Source organism: Kordia aestuariivivens (genome assembly GCF_014397005.1).
Taxonomy (GTDB): domain Bacteria; phylum Bacteroidota; class Bacteroidia; order Flavobacteriales; family Flavobacteriaceae; genus Kordia; species Kordia aestuariivivens.
The window spans coordinates 133,333-149,988 of record NZ_JACGWS010000010.1 but is presented as its reverse complement, the minus strand read 5'-3'; the positions used below and the strand labels follow the sequence as shown (position 1 = coordinate 149,988).

At 34.7% G+C, this 16,656-nt stretch carries 17 protein-coding genes and 1 other RNA gene; 4 read left to right on the top strand and 14 right to left on the bottom strand.

The features are described 5' to 3' along the window. Positions 1-218 precede the first annotated feature (218 nt). Positions 219-371, top strand: a complete 153-nt coding sequence (locus H2O64_RS16360) for a hypothetical protein (protein ID WP_187563290.1) — start codon at positions 219-221, stop codon at positions 369-371. Between the two features lie 60 nt (positions 372-431). Here H2O64_RS16360 and H2O64_RS16355 read toward each other — a convergent pair whose 3' ends face one another. Next, a complete protein-coding gene (locus H2O64_RS16355; RefSeq protein WP_187563289.1) occupies positions 432-2,063 on the bottom strand; it encodes an ABC-F family ATP-binding cassette domain-containing protein in 1,632 nt (543 codons plus the stop codon). A gap of 170 nt (positions 2,064-2,233) precedes the next feature. Here H2O64_RS16355 and H2O64_RS16350 point away from each other — a divergent pair, with 170 nt between their 5' ends. Beyond that, complete coding sequence (locus H2O64_RS16350; RefSeq protein WP_187563288.1) at positions 2,234-3,655, top strand: thioredoxin-like domain-containing protein; 1,422 nt, start codon at positions 2,234-2,236, stop codon at positions 3,653-3,655. A 78-nt stretch (positions 3,656-3,733) separates the two neighbouring features. Here the strand turns inward: H2O64_RS16350 and fsa are convergent, their stop codons facing one another. The 5 genes from fsa to H2O64_RS16325 all read right to left on the bottom strand — a co-directional run bounded on the left by fsa (position 3,734) and on the right by H2O64_RS16325 (position 6,481). Beyond that, on the bottom strand, positions 3,734-4,387 hold the full coding sequence (gene fsa / locus H2O64_RS16345) for a fructose-6-phosphate aldolase (RefSeq protein WP_187563287.1): 654 nt from the start codon (positions 4,385-4,387) through the stop codon (positions 3,734-3,736). Positions 4,388-4,697: 310 nt separating this feature from the next. Next, on the bottom strand, positions 4,698-5,156 hold the full coding sequence (locus H2O64_RS16340) for a cytochrome c oxidase assembly factor Coa1 family protein (protein WP_187563286.1): 459 nt from the start codon (positions 5,154-5,156) through the stop codon (positions 4,698-4,700). Then, positions 5,149-5,856, bottom strand: coding sequence for a tetratricopeptide repeat protein (locus H2O64_RS16335; RefSeq protein ID WP_187563285.1), 708 nt, complete (start codon positions 5,854-5,856; stop codon positions 5,149-5,151). Before H2O64_RS16335 ends, H2O64_RS16340 begins: the two co-directional genes overlap by 8 nt. 3 nt (positions 5,857-5,859) lie before the next feature. Continuing rightward, on the bottom strand, positions 5,860-6,093 hold the full coding sequence (locus H2O64_RS16330) for a VF530 family protein (protein WP_187563284.1): 234 nt from the start codon (positions 6,091-6,093) through the stop codon (positions 5,860-5,862). Continuing rightward, entirely contained in the window at positions 6,086-6,481 is a 396-nt protein-coding gene (locus H2O64_RS16325; RefSeq protein ID WP_187563283.1) for a hypothetical protein, read from the bottom strand. Before H2O64_RS16325 ends, H2O64_RS16330 begins: the two co-directional genes overlap by 8 nt. Positions 6,482-6,631: 150 nt before the next feature. Between H2O64_RS16325 and H2O64_RS16320 the strand changes: the two genes are divergently transcribed. Then, positions 6,632-7,171 (top strand): hypothetical protein, encoded by a 540-nt coding sequence (locus H2O64_RS16320; protein WP_187563282.1) that lies wholly within the window; start codon positions 6,632-6,634, stop codon positions 7,169-7,171. Here the strand turns inward: H2O64_RS16320 and H2O64_RS16315 are convergent. The 3 genes from H2O64_RS16315 to ffs all read right to left on the bottom strand — a co-directional run bounded on the left by H2O64_RS16315 (position 7,168) and on the right by ffs (position 8,745). Then, positions 7,168-7,737 carry a DinB family protein gene (locus H2O64_RS16315; RefSeq protein ID WP_215907183.1) on the bottom strand — a complete coding sequence of 190 codons (570 nt, stop codon included), beginning with the start codon at positions 7,735-7,737 and terminating at the stop codon, positions 7,168-7,170. The two genes, H2O64_RS16320 and H2O64_RS16315, sit on opposite strands and share 4 nt — an antisense overlap. Before the next feature lie 27 nt (positions 7,738-7,764). Further along, a complete protein-coding gene (locus H2O64_RS16310; RefSeq protein ID WP_187563281.1) occupies positions 7,765-8,571 on the bottom strand; it encodes an SDR family oxidoreductase in 807 nt (268 codons plus the stop codon). A 76-nt stretch (positions 8,572-8,647) separates the two neighbouring features. After that, positions 8,648-8,745: signal recognition particle sRNA small type (gene ffs / locus H2O64_RS16305), an RNA gene on the bottom strand. Between the two features lie 86 nt (positions 8,746-8,831). Between ffs and H2O64_RS16300 the strand changes: the two genes are divergently transcribed. Continuing rightward, entirely contained in the window at positions 8,832-9,896 is a 1,065-nt protein-coding gene (locus H2O64_RS16300) for a glutaminyl-peptide cyclotransferase (RefSeq protein WP_187563280.1), read from the top strand. Positions 9,897-10,086: 190 nt separating this feature from the next. Here the strand turns inward: H2O64_RS16300 and H2O64_RS16295 are convergent, their stop codons facing one another. From H2O64_RS16295 to H2O64_RS16275, 5 genes are all read right to left on the bottom strand, one after another. Next, positions 10,087-13,548 carry a T9SS type A sorting domain-containing protein gene (locus tag H2O64_RS16295; protein WP_187563279.1) on the bottom strand — a complete coding sequence of 1,154 codons (3,462 nt, stop codon included), beginning with the start codon at positions 13,546-13,548 and terminating at the stop codon, positions 10,087-10,089. A gap of 133 nt (positions 13,549-13,681) precedes the next feature. Continuing rightward, on the bottom strand, positions 13,682-14,332 hold the full coding sequence (locus H2O64_RS16290; RefSeq protein ID WP_187563278.1) for a response regulator transcription factor: 651 nt from the start codon (positions 14,330-14,332) through the stop codon (positions 13,682-13,684). A gap of 4 nt (positions 14,333-14,336) precedes the next feature. Then, positions 14,337-15,134, bottom strand: coding sequence for a sensor histidine kinase (locus H2O64_RS16285; protein ID WP_187563277.1), 798 nt, complete (start codon positions 15,132-15,134; stop codon positions 14,337-14,339). Further along, the gene (locus H2O64_RS16280) at positions 15,116-15,757 is read right to left on the bottom strand and encodes a hypothetical protein (RefSeq protein WP_187563276.1); all 642 of its coding nucleotides are present in this window, start codon (positions 15,755-15,757) and stop codon (positions 15,116-15,118) included. The genes H2O64_RS16285 and H2O64_RS16280 overlap by 19 nt, the downstream gene beginning before the upstream one ends. Before the next feature lie 9 nt (positions 15,758-15,766). Continuing rightward, positions 15,767-16,522 carry a hypothetical protein gene (locus H2O64_RS16275; RefSeq protein WP_187563275.1) on the bottom strand — a complete coding sequence of 252 codons (756 nt, stop codon included), beginning with the start codon at positions 16,520-16,522 and terminating at the stop codon, positions 15,767-15,769. Between the last annotated feature and the right edge of the window lie 134 nt (positions 16,523-16,656).

Genomic DNA, 16,656 nt, shown 5'->3' with positions numbered 1-16,656 from the left:
ACTGACAAAAAAATACTTCTATCATTTTTAGACTGAGTTGAGTCTATTCTAACAAATCTAAATTGTCTAAGTAAGTCCAACGATCTAAACGATCTAAGCAAGTCTAATCATCTAAACTGTCCAAGTAGGTCCAACAATCAAAAATGATATGGAAAAACCGTAACTAACTGATAATTAGATTTTTTAAATTTAGGTTTAACCAAAAAACTTTAAAAATCATGTTACACAAAATTTCAAATTTAGAAGGGTGTATTCCGATCAATAAACAACAACAACAAACCATTGTAGGTGGCGCACGACGATTTCGAAGTCATCGCAGACCTTGCAATCTTCCGTATGCGTTTTATAATGGTTTTTGCAGACTTCCATAATAGAAAAAAGTCCCTTAAAAATTAATTCAAGAGACTTTTATGTTTTATCTATTTTCGAGATTATACGCTTACTCCGTACATTTTTTCACGTTGTTCTTTGATTTTTTTATCATTCATATAATCATCAAACGTTGAGTATCTATCAATAACTCCCGTTGGTGTTAACTCAATGATTCTGTTCGCAACTGTTTGTGCAAACTCATGATCATGCGTTGTGAACAATACCGTTCCTTTGAAGTTTTTTAACGAGTTGTTAAACGCCGTAATACTTTCCAAGTCTAAATGGTTCGTCGGTTCATCTAACATCAATACGTTTGCTCTAATCATCATCATACGCGATAACATACAACGTACTTTTTCTCCTCCAGAAAGTACTCTACACGTTTTTAAAGCTTCTTCTCCGCTGAAAATCATTTTCCCTAAGAATCCACGAACAAATACTTCTTCGCGTTCTTCTTCTGTTTTAGACCATTGACGTAACCAATCTACTAATGACATGTCATTGTCAAAGAATTGAGAGTTATCAACTGGTAAGTATGCTTGTGAAGTGGTAACTCCCCATTTATAAGTTCCGGCTTTAGCTTCAGCATTTCCATTGATAATTTCATAGAAAGCTGTCGTAGCACGTGAATTTTTTGAAATGATTGCTACTTTATCGCCTTTCGCTAAGTTGATGTCTACATTTTTAAATAAGGTTTCGCCTTCAGCCCTTGCTTCTAATCCTTCTACTTGTAGAATTTGATCTCCAGCTTCGCGTTCTCTGTCAAAAATAATTGCAGGATAACGACGACTTGACGGCTTGATGTCTTCTATTTTTAAACGTTCCAACATTTTTTTACGAGACGTTGCTTGCTTTGATTTTGCTACGTTGGCGCTAAATCGTCGAATGAATTCTTCTAATTCCTTCGCTTTGTCTTCCGATTTTTTATTTTGTTGTGCACGTTGTCTAGCTGCAAGTTGACTACTTTCATACCAGAATGTGTAGTTTCCACTGTAGTGGTTTATTTTAGAGAAATCAATATCTGAAATGTGTGTGCAAACCGAATCCAAGAAGTGTCTATCATGCGAAACCACAATTACGCAGTTGTCATAGTTTGCTAAGAAGTTTTCTAGCCAAGCGATTGTTTCAAAATCCAAGTCGTTTGTTGGCTCATCCATGATTAATACATCAGGATTTCCAAAAAGTGCTTGTGCTAATAATACACGTACTTTTTGTTTTCCATCCAAATCGCCCATTAATGAGTAATGATTTGCTTCAGTGATTCCAAGGTTTGAAAGTAATGCTGCTGCATCCGAATCGGCATTCCAACCGTTCATTTCTTCAAATTCTATTTGCAATTCTCCTACGCGTTCTCCATCTTTATCTGAAAAGTCTTCTTTCGCATAGATATCATCCATTTCCTTTTTGATGGTAAACAACGGTTTGTTTCCCATGATTACAGTTTCAAGCACTGTATATTCGTCATACGCATAGTGATCTTGCTCTAATACAGACATTCGCTTGCCAGGCTCAAGATGTACATGTCCCGAAGTTGGGTCCATCTTTCCTGATATAATTTTTAGAAATGTAGATTTACCAGCGCCATTAGCTCCGATGACACCATAACAATTTCCTTGGTTAAACGACGTATTTACTTCGTCAAATAATACACGTTTTCCAAATTGTACGGATAAGTTAGATACAGATAACATTCTTTATTATTTTTTAAACTTTTTATATATTGCGCAAAAGTAACAATTAGATTGAACATTACCTTGGTTTGTCTTAACGTTTTAACATAGATTTTTAACAGCCTGTTAACACCCTATTGTATTTGTGATGGTTAGTTTTGTTAAATCATGAAAGAGTTGATCAAATTACTATGAAATATATTACCCCATTATTACTTCTATTAATTTGTTTTGGTTGTAATGATTCCACTAATAAAAGCGCAAAAGACATTGCGTATTTTGGCGGCGAAATTATAAACCCAACAGACGAGTTTGTGTTACTTTATCATAAAGGAACGCTTGTAGACTCTTTAAAACTCGATGAAAACAATCGTTTTTTAGTAAAGCTAAAGAACCACAAAAACGGATTGTACAAATTCTACCACAACCGTGAACACCAATATATTAATATCGAAAAAGGCGATAGTTTATTGCTCCGCCTGAATACCTATGCATTTGATGAATCCTTGTTTTTTACAGGAAAAGGTGCTGAAAAAAACAACTTTTATATTGAATTGTTTTTAATGAACGAAAGTCATGAACGACCTGTTTACCAATATTCTCGATTGGATAGTGATGCTTTTTTACAAAAAATAGATTCATTAAAACAGATAAAGTTGACGAAACAGGATAAATTTTTGATTAATAATCCTAATGTTTCTGAAGCGTTTAAAAATTTTACAGACAAGGTTATACGCTATAAAAATTATACGTATTGTGAAACCTATCAGAACATGTTCAATAAAAGAAAGCGAAAAGATTCTACGTTGACGATTAAACCTTCTTTTTATGAATATAAAAAACATGTCAATTTAAACGATTCTACGATGAGTTATTATGTTCCGTACACACGTTACATTATGCAATTCATCAATAATTCCTCATATAGTGAGTGTTTGAATAAATCGTGGAAAGGAAATCGTGAACTGAATACTTCCTTAACTTATAATAAAAACAAGTTAATGCTGATTGATAGTTTGGTAACCTATCCGTATTTGCGCAACGAATTGCTTCGGTATACTGCATATTCTTATTACAGTGATAATACCGCGAATATTGTTAATAATAACGAATTCTTCAAGCTGTATGAAAAAACTACAACTGATAAAGAATCTAAAGAAGAAATATACAACTTACACATAGGTGTCAAAAGTTTACAAGCTGGAAATAGCTTTTCGAATCAAATTTATGTGTATGATGATACGCATAATAGACTTTCTATAAACAGACTCAATTCAAACCGAAGAAAAACTATTTTATATTTTTGGACTTCCAAACAATTGCGCCACAAGCGATTGATTACAGAGAAAATTAAAGTGTTATCAGAAGAATTTCCAGATTTGAATATTGTTGGAATCAGCTTAGATACTGACCATAAACGTTGGAAAACAGCGGTAAAGGAGCTCGATTTTCCTGAAAGCAAGCAATATCGTGTTGGAAATAAAGAAACCTTATTGAAAGATTTTGCGCTTATTAATATCAACAAACTAATTATTACAGATAAAAACGGACATATTAAGAATGCGTTTGCCAGTATTTATAATACGGATTTGAGAGATCAATTGAAAAAGTAATAGCACCAAAAGAATTATATATACAAAAAGCGTCTCCGAATTTCGAAGACGCTTTTTTATGTGTTATGGAAAAAGAAATTAGTTTCCTTTTTTGTAATCTGCTAAAAACTTAGCCAATCCGATATCCGTTAATGGATGCTTTAATAAGCCTGTAATAGACGATAATGGACCTGTCATAACATCTGCACCAATTTTAGCACAATCAATCACGTGCATCGTGTGACGTACAGAAGCTGCAAGGATTTGCGTTTCGTATCCGTAGTTATCATAAATCATTCTGATTTCCGCAACTAAGTTCAAACCATCTGTAGAAATGTCATCCAAACGTCCAATAAATGGTGATACATACGTTGCGCCAGCTTTTGCTGCCAATAATGCCTGACCAGCCGAAAAGACTAACGTTACATTTGTTTTCACACCTTTATCTGAAAAATATTTACATGCTTTTACGCCATCTGCAATCATTGGAAGCTTCACAACAATTTGTGAATGTAATGCTGCTAACTCTTCGCCTTCTTTCACCATTCCGTCAAAGTCAGTTGCAATTACCTCAGCAGAAACATCGCCGTCTACAATCTCGCAAATTGCTTTGTAATGATTGATAATATTCTCTTTTCCAGTAATTCCTTCTTTCGCCATTAGCGATGGATTTGTCGTTACACCATCCAAAATTCCTAATGCTTGCGCTTCGCGAATTTGATCTAAGTTAGCTGTGTCAATAAAAAATTTCATTTGTTGTCTATTTTAGTATGTAAAAGTTGTGTTTTCTTTTTTGGGCGTTTTAACAGGCTTTCCGCTGTATCTTTTATCTTGTTCTCGATACAAATTTGTTCATTTTGGCTTCGCTAAATGAACAAATTCACTCGAACTGACGATAAAAGGATGCCGCATCAATCCTTAACGCAATTAGGTGCAAAATTACAATATTATCAGATGTGATTTTAAATTCGTATTGGAGAATAGTTCGTGAGTTATTAACATTTCGACAAGCTCAATGCAAGGCATTTCAACATAGCTCAATGTGACACATTTAGATTGTGCTTTATTCATCAATTACTGCTGTTTCTAGAATTTGAATCGTTTCCTTCTTCGTTGGTGGATTTTTGATTCTGACTGTAATCGTTTTGTAAGTCCAAGCTTCGTTTTCAAATAGTGCAGAAATATCTAACATGGCTTTTCCATGTTTGCCTGTAATTTTTATAGTAGATTTTACAGCTTTGTTACCTTCCGTATAAATGACTTCTCCATTTAGAATGGTCATATTATCAATCGGTTCAATGGTTCCGAGCGTTTCTTGCACACGTTTGTTGGCACGAACTTTTTGTAATGGAATTTCATACAACGCCGGATCAGCATACGCTTTGGTGTAATCGGAAACAATGTCTCCCATACGCGACGAGAATACATACGACAACAGAATTAACATCAAAATTGCCAATCCAAGCGACGATTTCCAGTGTTGTTTCCACCAACTTTTTGGCTCGGTTACATTGTTATTCATTTGTTTTATTGCAATATTTTGTCAACATTTTGCTAGCTTCTTCATCGCCAAGTTTTGCAGATTCAGAAAAGTTTTGACACGCATTAATGGTATCTTTTTTACCTAAATACGCTTCGCCCAACAAAAAATAACTGTCTCTTAGGTATGCGCCTGCTGTTACAACTTTACGCAAGTCTACAATTGCTTTATCATATTTTTCAGTCCGGACGTACGCCAAACCGCGTTCATAATAGATATTACTTACATCTACGGTAAATAACGATTCCTTATCATAATCACCATCTAATTTTAAATTTTCTTCTATGGAAATCGTTTTTTGTACACCTTCAGTTAGCAACGCTTTTGACAAGTATTCTATTCCTTTTACATATTGTTGTTGATCGTCGTAAGTAAGACCAATGTAATAAAGTGCTAGCGTATTATCGGGATCAATAGTAAGTACTTTTTTAAAATCTTCAATTCCTCCTTCGTAATCTTCCAACCAAAGAGCTTTGCCAAAACCTCTTTGAATTAGCGCGAGTCTAAATGTTGGTTTTTTTTCAATGGCTTTGTCCAATAATAAGATAGCTTCTTCCCATTTGAAATTTGCGCTTAATTCTGTAGCGTCATCATAATAATCTTCTGCTGATGTAACGTCACAACTTGTCGCAGTAATTAATAAACTAATTGCGATTAAAATTTTATGTATAGGTGTTTTCAATACTTACGCTTTCTTTTGTTTTTGAATCAATTTAAGATATAAGTTTTCAACTTTTTCACGTGCCCAAGGCATTCTTCTGAGAAACTTTAAACTCGATTTTACGGTTGGGTTACTTTTGAAACAGTTGATATTGATTCGTTCTGATAATTCTTCAAAACCATAATGCTCGACTAATTTTTCTAAAATTTCAGCCAATTTTACACCGTGTAACGGATTGTTCGGTTGTTCGTTACTCATTTTTTAAAATTCTTTTATATTCATATCGTGAATTCAATAGTGTGTCTCTATCTTTAAAAAACAGTTTGTCTTTTTGTACATCTAACAGCAAATAACGACTTTCACCAATGGTTAGTTCTATATCGTTAATTTCATAAATAGCTTCCAACGTAAATTCCTCTACGGTAATAATCATCGTTTTATCACTTTTAAATGTAAACTGCACATTATCGCTAATCAGCGGATCATTTTTAGTTGATTTCCCAAGAATTCGTTGTTCTTCACCATCTGCATTGTTTCTAATTTCAGCAACAAACTTCCACGTACCAACGATTTTTTCTTCAAAATCAGTTTGCGCATTGCTTGTGTGCAATCCAATAATTAAAAAAAGTAAAATTCCGATTCGCATATTGGTTTGTGTTTTTTCTTGTTTCGTTCAAAAATAGAGAATATCTTTAATTAATAGTCAAAAAAACAGTTTCAGTACATAATATTTCTCACTATGATTGTAACTTATTCCAAAAAATAAGCACGTATATCGAGTAAACAATAGCAAAACATGGAAGATTTTTTAGAAAGAATACAACTTGTTCAACGCAAACAAATTAAATTACCCGTAGATAAATCAGAATTTATAAAAGCCTTTAGACAAAACGTTGACGAAGGAGAAATTGGAATGTTTTCAGGAATGTTTGAAGCGTTTACGACTAGCAAAAATAGGTTTAAAGGAAACATTTCTAATAACGATTTTGAAATTAGAAGGCGGAAAGTTCTTTTTCAACGAAATCAGCTATTTGCACGTATAAAAGGTACGTTTAGACAACAAGCAGACCATGTAGTAGTTGATCTCACTATTAATGGTTTTAGCAAAATGATTATACCTTTTTATGTACTGACAATTGCTTTCTATATATTTTTTATTACTACTATTAGTAATGGTTTGGAATTGTTAAGTCCATTCTTCCTGTTTATGGTCATACATGCTATTCTTATGTTTGCAATTCCTTATTTCGTAATGCGTAGAAGTGTAAAAAGTACGGCTGCAGATATTGAAAAAGAATTGTTTTTTATGACACGAGAAAAATCAGGAATGTATTAGTTGTCTATTCTTTTAATAATCAATCGAATTTGTCCCATGTGATTTGCTTGATGCTCCATCACGTGATACCAAGCCCAATGATTGTTCATATTAGAGTTTCGTACTTTTGACACAAACCAGTTGTCAGTTTTCGTTTTGAGTAATCGCAAGGTTTCTTTACGAACATCATTCCAAATATCAAGATAGTATTGTATGGGTTTATTTTGAAATTGTTTTCTACCGTTTTCTCCTAAGTTTAATGCTGCTTCCCATTCTCTTTCATCTTTATTAAAACCTCTATTTTCAAAAGTATAGAGTTGATAATACTTTTCTGTAGCAGCCAAATGATAAATCATAGCGCCAATTCTATTAGCGTTTTCATCTAGTAAAAAATCTGTTTCTTCTCTCGTTAAGTTCCTAACACTATTCGTCACGCGACGTTTTAAATCGTTTAACATAGACACTATATTCCCTATTTGTGTATCATATCCTTTTGCAGGCTCAATGGTTTGAGCATTTACAGAAATACTACAAAACATAAAAAATACGATTGTAATGGCGAATTTTTTCATGATATGTGTTTTCATTTCTTGAATGATTTAAAATTAAATGTTTTACAACTTATAATGATTCATGAGCATTTTTTCATATACTTTATCTGGTAGGATGCGTTTCAACACAATAGAAAATTTCTGCATAAACGCGCCCACTTTGTAGTGAATTTTTGGCTTCTTCGTTTGAATAATTTTCAACACCGCATTCGCCATTAGTTGCGGATCAGATCCGCTATCCACATGTGCATCTACTTCTTCCAACATATTTCCGTAGACTTCTTTGTATGGAGAGTTTTCAAAAACAGGCGTATGATAACGTCCTGCTGCAATATTGGTCGCAAAATCACCTGGAGCCACATTTGCAATTTCAACTCCAAACATTTTAGTTTCCATGCGCATGGCTTCGGTAACCAATTCCAACGCGCCTTTACTTGCGGAGTAAATTCCGCGATACGGCAATCCCATATAACCTGCAATAGAAGTCACATTGATAATCAATCCGCTTTTTTGCGCACGCATTTGTGGCAACACCGCTTTCATCACTGAAATTGGACCGTATAAATTGGTTTGAAATGCTTTGTGGATTTCTTCATCAGGAGTTTCTTCAATCGGACCCGTGATTCCGACACCTGCATTATTAATCAAAACATCCAAACGTCCTTCTGCTGCTATAATAGTAGCTACTGCTTTTTGAATCGTTTCTGTATCCCGTACATCCAATGCAATCAATTTAAACGCTGTAAAATCTTTGAATTTATCAGGGTTTCTGCTGGTTCCGTAAACAGTATAGCCTTTTTCAGCTAGCAAAATTCCAATAGATTTTCCAATTCCCGATGAACCACCAGTAATTAATACAACTTTAGACATTACGATATGTTTTGATTATTTTTTACAAATATGCTTAAAAAAAAGGAGAAATTAAGCCTTGACTTTGGAGAATAAAAAATGGCAAGCTACCTACATCACACCGCTCAACCATTTACCTTTGCTGCGTTCCCGCCCTGGAGGATTCAACAGGAGCTGGTTGTGTAGGACTTGCCGATGCAAAGATAATATGTTTTTACATTTTAGCAATGATTTTTTAAACTGATTTTAATGAATTAACTTGCCAGAAATAAAGTATTCCAATGAAATTATATAATATATTCATAATCACATTTTTAAGCTTGATTATTTTTGCCTGTGGTGGCGAAAAAAAACCAACTCCTCCTCCTTTTTCTTTAAAAATTGAAGGAGAAACGGGGAAATTCCCACTAAATACTGCATTAAAAGCGAAGGTTTCCAACAAAGAAAACCTAACAATCGCGAGTATTACCTATTCTATAAACGATCAAGAATTGACAAATACAAGTACAAATCCGTTGGAATTGGAAACTATAATTCCTGAAAATACACTTTTAGGAAAGCATTTTTTGAAAGCAGTCGTTTCATACGATGATGGAAAAACGAAAAGCGTACGTGATCAATTGACTATTTTATCAAATACAGCTCCTAAAGTGTATACCTATAAAATTGTAAATACATTTCCACATGATGTAAAAGCCTATACACAAGGTTTGGAATTTTATAGAGATACTTTATTTGAAAGTACCGGACAGCGTGGCGAATCGTCTTTACGTAAAGTAGATTATAAGACTGGAAAAGTATATCAAAAAATTGATTTGGATAACCGATATTTTGGAGAAGGAATTACGGTGTTGAATGACAAATTATATATGCTTACTTGGCGATCAAATACTGGGTTTATCTTCAATCCTGATAATTTAGAGCGTTTGGACACATTTACCTATCAAAATAGTAAAGAAGGTTGGGGATTGTGTACTGACGGCGAAAAGTTATTTAAAAGTGACGGAACTGAGAAAATTTGGATTTTAGATCCAGCAACCTTAAAAGAACAATACGCAATTCAAGTGTGTGACAATAAACGCACCTATATTAAAGCCAATGAATTGGAATACATTGACGGAAAGATTTTTGCCAATAGTTACCAAAAACCAAGCATGATGATTATCAACCCAATAAATGGCGCGCTAGAAGGTATTATTGATTTTAGAGGCTTGAAAGAAAAAGTGACAAATCATCCTAATATTGATGTCTTTAACGGAATCGCTTACAATGCAAAAACCAACACCTATTTTGTCACAGGAAAGTATTGGGACAAGCTTTTTGAAGTTGAGATTATGGTGAAATAGTACTTTGTTCTGTGTGTGAGTTGTGCACTTCGACTTTGCTCAGTGTGAAAGTTGTGAGTTTTGAGTTTTGAGTTTTGAGTTTTGAGTTTTGAGTTAAATTAATTTTTTATACTATAAATCTTATTTATTTGACTTTAAACAAAATTCAACAAACAAACGAAACTGTCAACTGTCAACTGAAAACTGAGGCTTACTTATAAATAATCAGCTTTCCTTTCTTTATTTTATTATCTGATTTGATATTGTATAGATACGCGCCTGTGCTTAAATTCCATTGTTTTATTGAAATGGCTTTGTTGGTTTGCGTAAAAATTGTTCCAATGTGTTTCCCTTGAAGATTGTACAAAGAGAGTTTTATATCCGTATTGTTTCTGCTTCTCACAAATACATTTCCACTACTTTCAACTGGATTTGGATAGAAAGTTAGCACGTCAGACGTAACTTCTTCAATACTAAGTGTACTTCCCAGATTGATATTATCAATATATAATGCTTGTCCGTACGCATTGATGTTTCTAAATTTCACTTGCACATTTTCATTTCCGATATATGCAGAAAGATCAACCGTTTCTTGTCGCCATTGCGCTGCAGTTGGTACAAACTGCGCCGTCGTATTTGGAGCCGTTGCTAGCACACTTCCCACTTTATTGTACACAGAAGTCCATGTTGCGCCGCAATCAGCAGAAATCTGCACTTCTAATCCATCTGCATAGGCTGCTGAGTATAATGCATACGCTACATCAAAAGTTAATACAGCATCACCAGCATTGGTGTTTGTCATGTTTAATGGCGCAATAATGTCACAATAATCTCCAACTTGCGAAATGGTAAAGTTGTTTACAAACATGGAGTTGGTACTTAGACCAAAACCTCCAACGGTATTTTGATACGTCCAAGAAAGATTTCCACTTGATTCTCGCGACCAACCATCGGGTACAAAAGCTACTTCAAAATCTTCATCCAACTCAGTATTTGTGAGTGTTTCAATAGCTATTGTAATTGAATCACTATCAGAAACTCCTGCTGCATTCGTAACTGTTAAAGTCACTAAATGAGTTCCTGCTGAATTAAAACTTACTTGTGGATTTCTCATGGAAGAAGTCGCGATATTAGCATTTTCAAATGTCCAAGCCCACGTTGCGGAGGTATGATTTAACATTGAATAATCATCAAAAAAGAAAATATCACCTGCACAAGTAGCCGTTAGTTTGTCAACCATAATATTAGCTACAGGACGTGTTGGTGCTTCATATAAGTTACTTTCCCAGATTCCTTTTCCATAACTCGCCAAACGTATTTTTCCATCTCTGTAAAATGGTCGCAAATCATTAGCGCCAACCGTAAGTGGCAAATTGCTATTGTCTATCGCCCACGCTGGCATTGTATTATTTTTATAATAAACAGTCATGCTTGTACCAAGATACACACCACCATTTGTTCCACCAATAGTGGTCATTACCTGAATGTTTTGTCCGTCTAATTCGCTAGAAGTTTCATTTGTCCAAGAAACACCACCATTGATACTTTTGAATATTTTGTTTCCATTGTCTCCACGTGGAAACGCTAACCATATTGTTTGATCATTTTCTGGATCCAAACTTATCAATGCAAGTGTTGTGTTTACATTTGGAAGTGTGATGGTTGTATTCGTTGCCCAACTATCCGTAGTTTTTACTAGAAAAGCATTTCCCGAATTTGGTCGAACCACAATAAACATCGTATTTGTATTTCTACGAGAAATTTCAATACCTAAAACAGTACTGTTCGCTGCTGCTGTATATATAGCTTCATAATTTGCGCCGCCATCAACACTCTTATATAATTGATTTGAATTCCCTAAGTATACATGATTGTAACAACTTGGATGAAATTCCATTTCGGACGATTGTGCAAACCAAGGTTCTTCCGTAGGCGCTAATCCCATAGAAGCATTCAAAACTGCTCCACTAAGTGTATTTGGAATTATTTTACTTCCAATGTTTGTTGAATAAATTCGTGATGATCCTGGATTTACATATCCAGAAGCAGGTTCTCCGCCGCCTAAATCTAAGAAAACCCCAGCAGGAAATCCTTCTGCGTAGACATCAACGCCATTGTGAAAAGTTCCGCCGACTAATAAATCTTGATTCCAGCCAGAGCCAAATCCCCAGAAATCGGTTCCGTGCACACCATTCATTTTAAATTCGGGCTGCGAATCAAATAAATCATTCGATTTAAAGATTCCGCCATCTGTTGTTGCCCAATATTCGTTTCCGTACGCTCTAAAGTCTTGCATATCTACGTGCATTGGCTCGTAACTTCCGCAACCATAGTTGTAAATACAGGTAAATGTTTGTCCGCCGTCGGTAGATTTCCACATTCCAATTCCGCCCACCAAAATTTCATCCGCACTAGAATTTGAACCCATAATGGCACAGTTGTAAAACCCTTGATTGAACCCAGTTACAGAAGTATCTGAATTTAATAAGTTTGGATGTGTAGCAGTGTATGGCGCGCCATCATATCCCATAGGATTTGTCCATGAAACTCCCGCATCATCACTTCTATACACGCCAATAAATCCATTGTCACCAGCTTTAGAATCACCAATTAGAAAAGCATATACTTTTGAAGCATTTGCATCACTTACCGCGATTCTTGCGCCAACAACAGACCTGTTTGCATCTGTTGAAGTATACCAACCGTTCGTTTGTACAATCCAAGTGATACCAGCATTGGTAGATTTTAGAAATTGATGCGTATTTGTTGCCGTATTGCGTCTTACCGTATACAATGTATTTGGATTTCCAGGTTGTGCTTTGATGTCAAAACATTCGTTGGCTAGTACTTGCGTCCATGAAGTTCCGCCATTTGTAGTTCTATGCATTCCTGCTTTTCCTGCGAGTAAAATAATTTCTGGATTGCTTAGATTGATATTGATTTCTGCAGGGTTTTCAATGTATCCGAAAAGTGGTATGTTACTGTCAAAAACGGTTGTCCAAGAAATTCCGCCATCGGTAGTTTTGAATACTTCACTTCCTGAACCTGCGTAAACGATATCTGGATTTACAGGATGTACAGCAATTGCGCTGATTCCTGCATTTGCTATAACTGCTTGTGGTGCTAATGTGGTCACTAACGTTTTAGATGCGTTTGTCCAAGTATCACCTCCATTACTGGTTTTGTAGACTTCGCCCGATTCGGTTCCGCAATACAATACATCAGGAACAGCTAAACATTTACTGATGCTGTATACATTAGTTTGCGCGCCACTTAAGACTGTTCCGCCTTCTTTGTAACTTTCAAAAGGTCCAATTGGAGACCAATTCCCCATTTCTTGATGATTATTTTGTACCGTTTGCAATCGTGAAATTGCAGCTTTGAGTTGTAATTTTTTTGTGTGATCGTAATATCCTTCACCATTTAGAAACGGATTGATTGCGCGTCGCCATCTTTTGTAATATTGTGTATGATATGATTTTTCAAACGAATGTGTTTTAAAATATGTAGCGTATAAATCATCAATTGTATTTACGTTTGGATTTTCGCTATACATGAGTTTTGCCCACGTTGGCGCATCTTTGTAGAGTTGACTAGAATTATTTGACGTTGGTGATTGCGAATACACAACCGTTGCTATTAGGAATAGCAATAGGAATTGGATTTTTTTCATAGCAAAAATTTAAAAAATACCTTTTTAATAGTTGCTCAAGATACTGAAAAGATTTTGCTTATTTTAATTTGCTGTTTAGGTGTTAGGTGAAATTACTTTTTAATTCAAAATTTAACATTCAGCATTTAAAATTTTAGATCTGAACAATTTCATTTTTTAAAGCTAAGACCACCAATCCGGCTGTGTTACGAACGTTTAGTTTGGAAAGCAATTTTTTGCGATGACCTTCTACCGTACGAAAACTGATGAACAACTTCTCTCCTATTTCTTTGGCAGTGAATTCTTTACAGATTAATTCTAAGACTTCTATTTCGCGTTCCGTCAGCTCGTACATGCTGTTATCGGCAGTTCGTTTTCCTTTGTACATCATCACTTTACGCATGATATTGGTAATTTTATTGTTGAAATAATAATCGTGTTCCATAACACAATCAATACTTTCCAGCACCTCATCAGGGCTTGCATTTTTCATGAGATAACCATTTACGCCCAATTCTATCATTCGGATGATATGGCGTTCTTCTTCATGCATCGTCAGCACAATAATTTTCATATCGGGATATTCCGTTAGTAATAGTTCCGCAGTAGCGTAACCATCCAAATTTGGCATCCGAATGTCTAGTAATACCACATTTGGCTTGACCACAGCACTTCGTAATGAATTTAGAAATTCGTTTCCATCAGAAGCTTCCAAGCTGATTTCCATATTTTTTTCTTCTTGAAAAATCGCTTTGATGCCTTCTCTGAATAGCAAATGATCGTCTACTAACGCTATGTGTATCATGTTTTTATTTGTTTAAATGTAAACGTGCGGTTGTTCCTGAATTTATTTTTGATGAAATGATCAATTCGGCACCAATTATTAATGCCCGATCTTTTATGTTTCGCAATCCTGCGCCTTTTTTTGTGGTTTCAGTGTCAAATCCTTTGCCGTTATCCTGTATTAAAAGCTTGAAAGATTCCGCAGTATTATCAATTGTAATCACAACTTTCGTTGCTTCTGCATGTTTCACAACATTTACCAAAATTTCTTTTATAATGCGATATACTATTAATTCTTGCGAAAAATTCAATCGTTTTTCTTCGCCATTCCACTCATAATCAACCATAATAATATCCGTTTCCGAAATGGTAAAACATAGATCGCTTACTGTTTCATTCAGTCCAAAGTCTTCCAACGTTGGCGGCATGATATTGTATGAGATTTCACGAACTTTTTTTAGTAAATCATTGAGTTGATGATGAATTTTTTCTGATTGTGCAACTGTATTCGTGTCTTTAAGCGCTTCTTTTTTAAGTTTTGAAACGCTCAATAAAATCGTAGAGATTCCGCCACCAATTTCATCATGTAAGTCAGCGGCAAAGCGTTTTCGTTCTTCATCTTGAATTTCTACAGAAGTGTTTAGTAATTGTTGCTGATGTAGAATTTGCTGTTCTTGTAATTTCATTTGTTGTTTTAGCAATCTTCTTTTGTAGATGATGACAAAACCAACAATGGCAAATGCTAGGAAAAACATTCCTAACATACCTGTATAAATAACTGTTAATCCGCTATCGGATGTTGTTTCTATCGCTTTTTCAACCATATACCTATTGAGATAAAAAGATAATGAATTATTAGGAAGATTCCATGTAATGTCCAAATTGCGATAAATTCTTCTCTGGAAATTTTTTGCATAAAATTTTTGGAAGAGAATAATAAAAAAGCACCCGAAAAATAAACCAACACACCTGCATTGATCCAAAATATCGGATGTGTTTCTAAACGTTTTATAGCACTATTGATAAATACTTTATAAAACCAACCAATCGCAAAACATAGTAATAGTATGCCTTCCAACGATCGCCCATACGAATTGTATGTATCTAAAGGTTGCCAATTGAGCACATTATAAATAGAGAATAGTATAAAAAGTATATTCAAGCTTATAAGCAATCGTTTTACCCATACTTTTTGAAATAATTGATAGTAAAATAGGCTCCACAACGTATATTCAACAACCGTATACACATGCAGCAAATGCATATTATTTTCTCCTTTTATATACAATTGATATGCGCTATATGAGATGATTCCTGCAAAGGCAAGTAAAATACCTAATGTCCAAAATAATTTATCAAAGCGTTTGTATCGAAACACACATGCCGTTATGGGTAGTACAATGGAAAATTGTGCTATTTCACTAATAATATTTGCGGTTGATGCCATATAAAATAATTAGTTACATCCGTGACATAAAGGGCTATCCTTGGCACATGTATTTGTGTGTGTCGTGGTGCATGGTGCTAAATCATTTGTGTATAGATATTCACGAGGAATATCTGCATAATACTTTTCTCCTTGATCATTTGTTGCTTCTTCAGCACCTATAAGTATGATTCTATGCAAATCATCTTCACCTAGCGCAAAATAAATTCGTATGAGCGTTGCATCATATTCTTTAAAAATTGCCGATAAGTCTTCTTTTCCTATAAGAATAGATCGTAATGCATTTTGGTCTTGCCAAAGTTTGGTACGCACAAAAGCTGTATCTAAACTAATGGAATATGCTAGAATGTTACATGTATCATCCGTAGAATGCACAACTGTTTTTTCAGTTTCTCCACAAGTAATGGTGCTTGCATATTCTTTGTGAAATAAAACACTTCCTGGATCGCACGCTCTTGGGCACGGCAATGCAAAGTTATATATGCCGCTAACGCCTTCTTCTTCAATAAGATCATTTCCGTCACTATCAGCACCAACAACCATCATATCGGGAACAAGCGTTGTTCTTTCCGTATCACTATCACATGTTCTAATTCCCATGTAAAACCTGACCGCTATTGCTACTTCATTATCCAATAGACAGTCGATATCATTTTGATGGAATATAAAAGCTTTCAAACTATTTTTTTCTTGCCAAGCTGCAGTTTGATCAGACGCGTCTTCTATTTCTATTTCGTCGAAATTTTCAATTGGTTCTAAAGCCATAATTAATTGTTTTTTGTTTCAATACTAAATTACTGTAATAAAGACAGTTATATATATGTATTTCTACGCATTTAGCATCTTAAAACACGTGTTTTAAATCACGTAGAAGCTATCTTTTATATGAATGTAAGAGG

What these genes read in the sequence shown, in the direction of transcription:
- H2O64_RS16355 (WP_187563289.1), bottom strand. Translation starts at nt 2,063, where the DNA reads ATGTTATCTGTATCTAACTTATCCGTACAATTTGGAAAACGTGTATTA.
- H2O64_RS16280 (WP_187563276.1), bottom strand. Translation starts at nt 15,757, where the DNA reads ATGGCATCAACCGCAAATATTATTAGTGAAATAGCACAATTTTCCATT.
- H2O64_RS16300 (WP_187563280.1), top strand. Translation starts at nt 8,832, where the DNA reads ATGAAATTATATAATATATTCATAATCACATTTTTAAGCTTGATTATT.
- fsa (WP_187563287.1), bottom strand. Translation starts at nt 4,387, where the DNA reads ATGAAATTTTTTATTGACACAGCTAACTTAGATCAAATTCGCGAAGCG.
- H2O64_RS16295 (WP_187563279.1), bottom strand. Translation starts at nt 13,548, where the DNA reads ATGAAAAAAATCCAATTCCTATTGCTATTCCTAATAGCAACGGTTGTG.
- H2O64_RS16275 (WP_187563275.1), bottom strand. Translation starts at nt 16,522, where the DNA reads ATGGCTTTAGAACCAATTGAAAATTTCGACGAAATAGAAATAGAAGAC.
- H2O64_RS16310 (WP_187563281.1), bottom strand. Translation starts at nt 8,571, where the DNA reads ATGTCTAAAGTTGTATTAATTACTGGTGGTTCATCGGGAATTGGAAAA.
- H2O64_RS16285 (WP_187563277.1), bottom strand. Translation starts at nt 15,134, where the DNA reads ATGGTTGAAAAAGCGATAGAAACAACATCCGATAGCGGATTAACAGTT.
- H2O64_RS16360 (WP_187563290.1), top strand. Translation starts at nt 219, where the DNA reads ATGTTACACAAAATTTCAAATTTAGAAGGGTGTATTCCGATCAATAAA.
- H2O64_RS16330 (WP_187563284.1), bottom strand. Translation starts at nt 6,093, where the DNA reads ATGAGTAACGAACAACCGAACAATCCGTTACACGGTGTAAAATTGGCT.
- H2O64_RS16340 (WP_187563286.1), bottom strand. Translation starts at nt 5,156, where the DNA reads ATGAATAACAATGTAACCGAGCCAAAAAGTTGGTGGAAACAACACTGG.
- H2O64_RS16315 (WP_215907183.1), bottom strand. Translation starts at nt 7,737, where the DNA reads ATGAAAACACATATCATGAAAAAATTCGCCATTACAATCGTATTTTTT.
- H2O64_RS16290 (WP_187563278.1), bottom strand. Translation starts at nt 14,332, where the DNA reads ATGATACACATAGCGTTAGTAGACGATCATTTGCTATTCAGAGAAGGC.
- H2O64_RS16350 (WP_187563288.1), top strand. Translation starts at nt 2,234, where the DNA reads ATGAAATATATTACCCCATTATTACTTCTATTAATTTGTTTTGGTTGT.
- H2O64_RS16325 (WP_187563283.1), bottom strand. Translation starts at nt 6,481, where the DNA reads ATGCGAATCGGAATTTTACTTTTTTTAATTATTGGATTGCACACAAGC.
- H2O64_RS16320 (WP_187563282.1), top strand. Translation starts at nt 6,632, where the DNA reads ATGGAAGATTTTTTAGAAAGAATACAACTTGTTCAACGCAAACAAATT.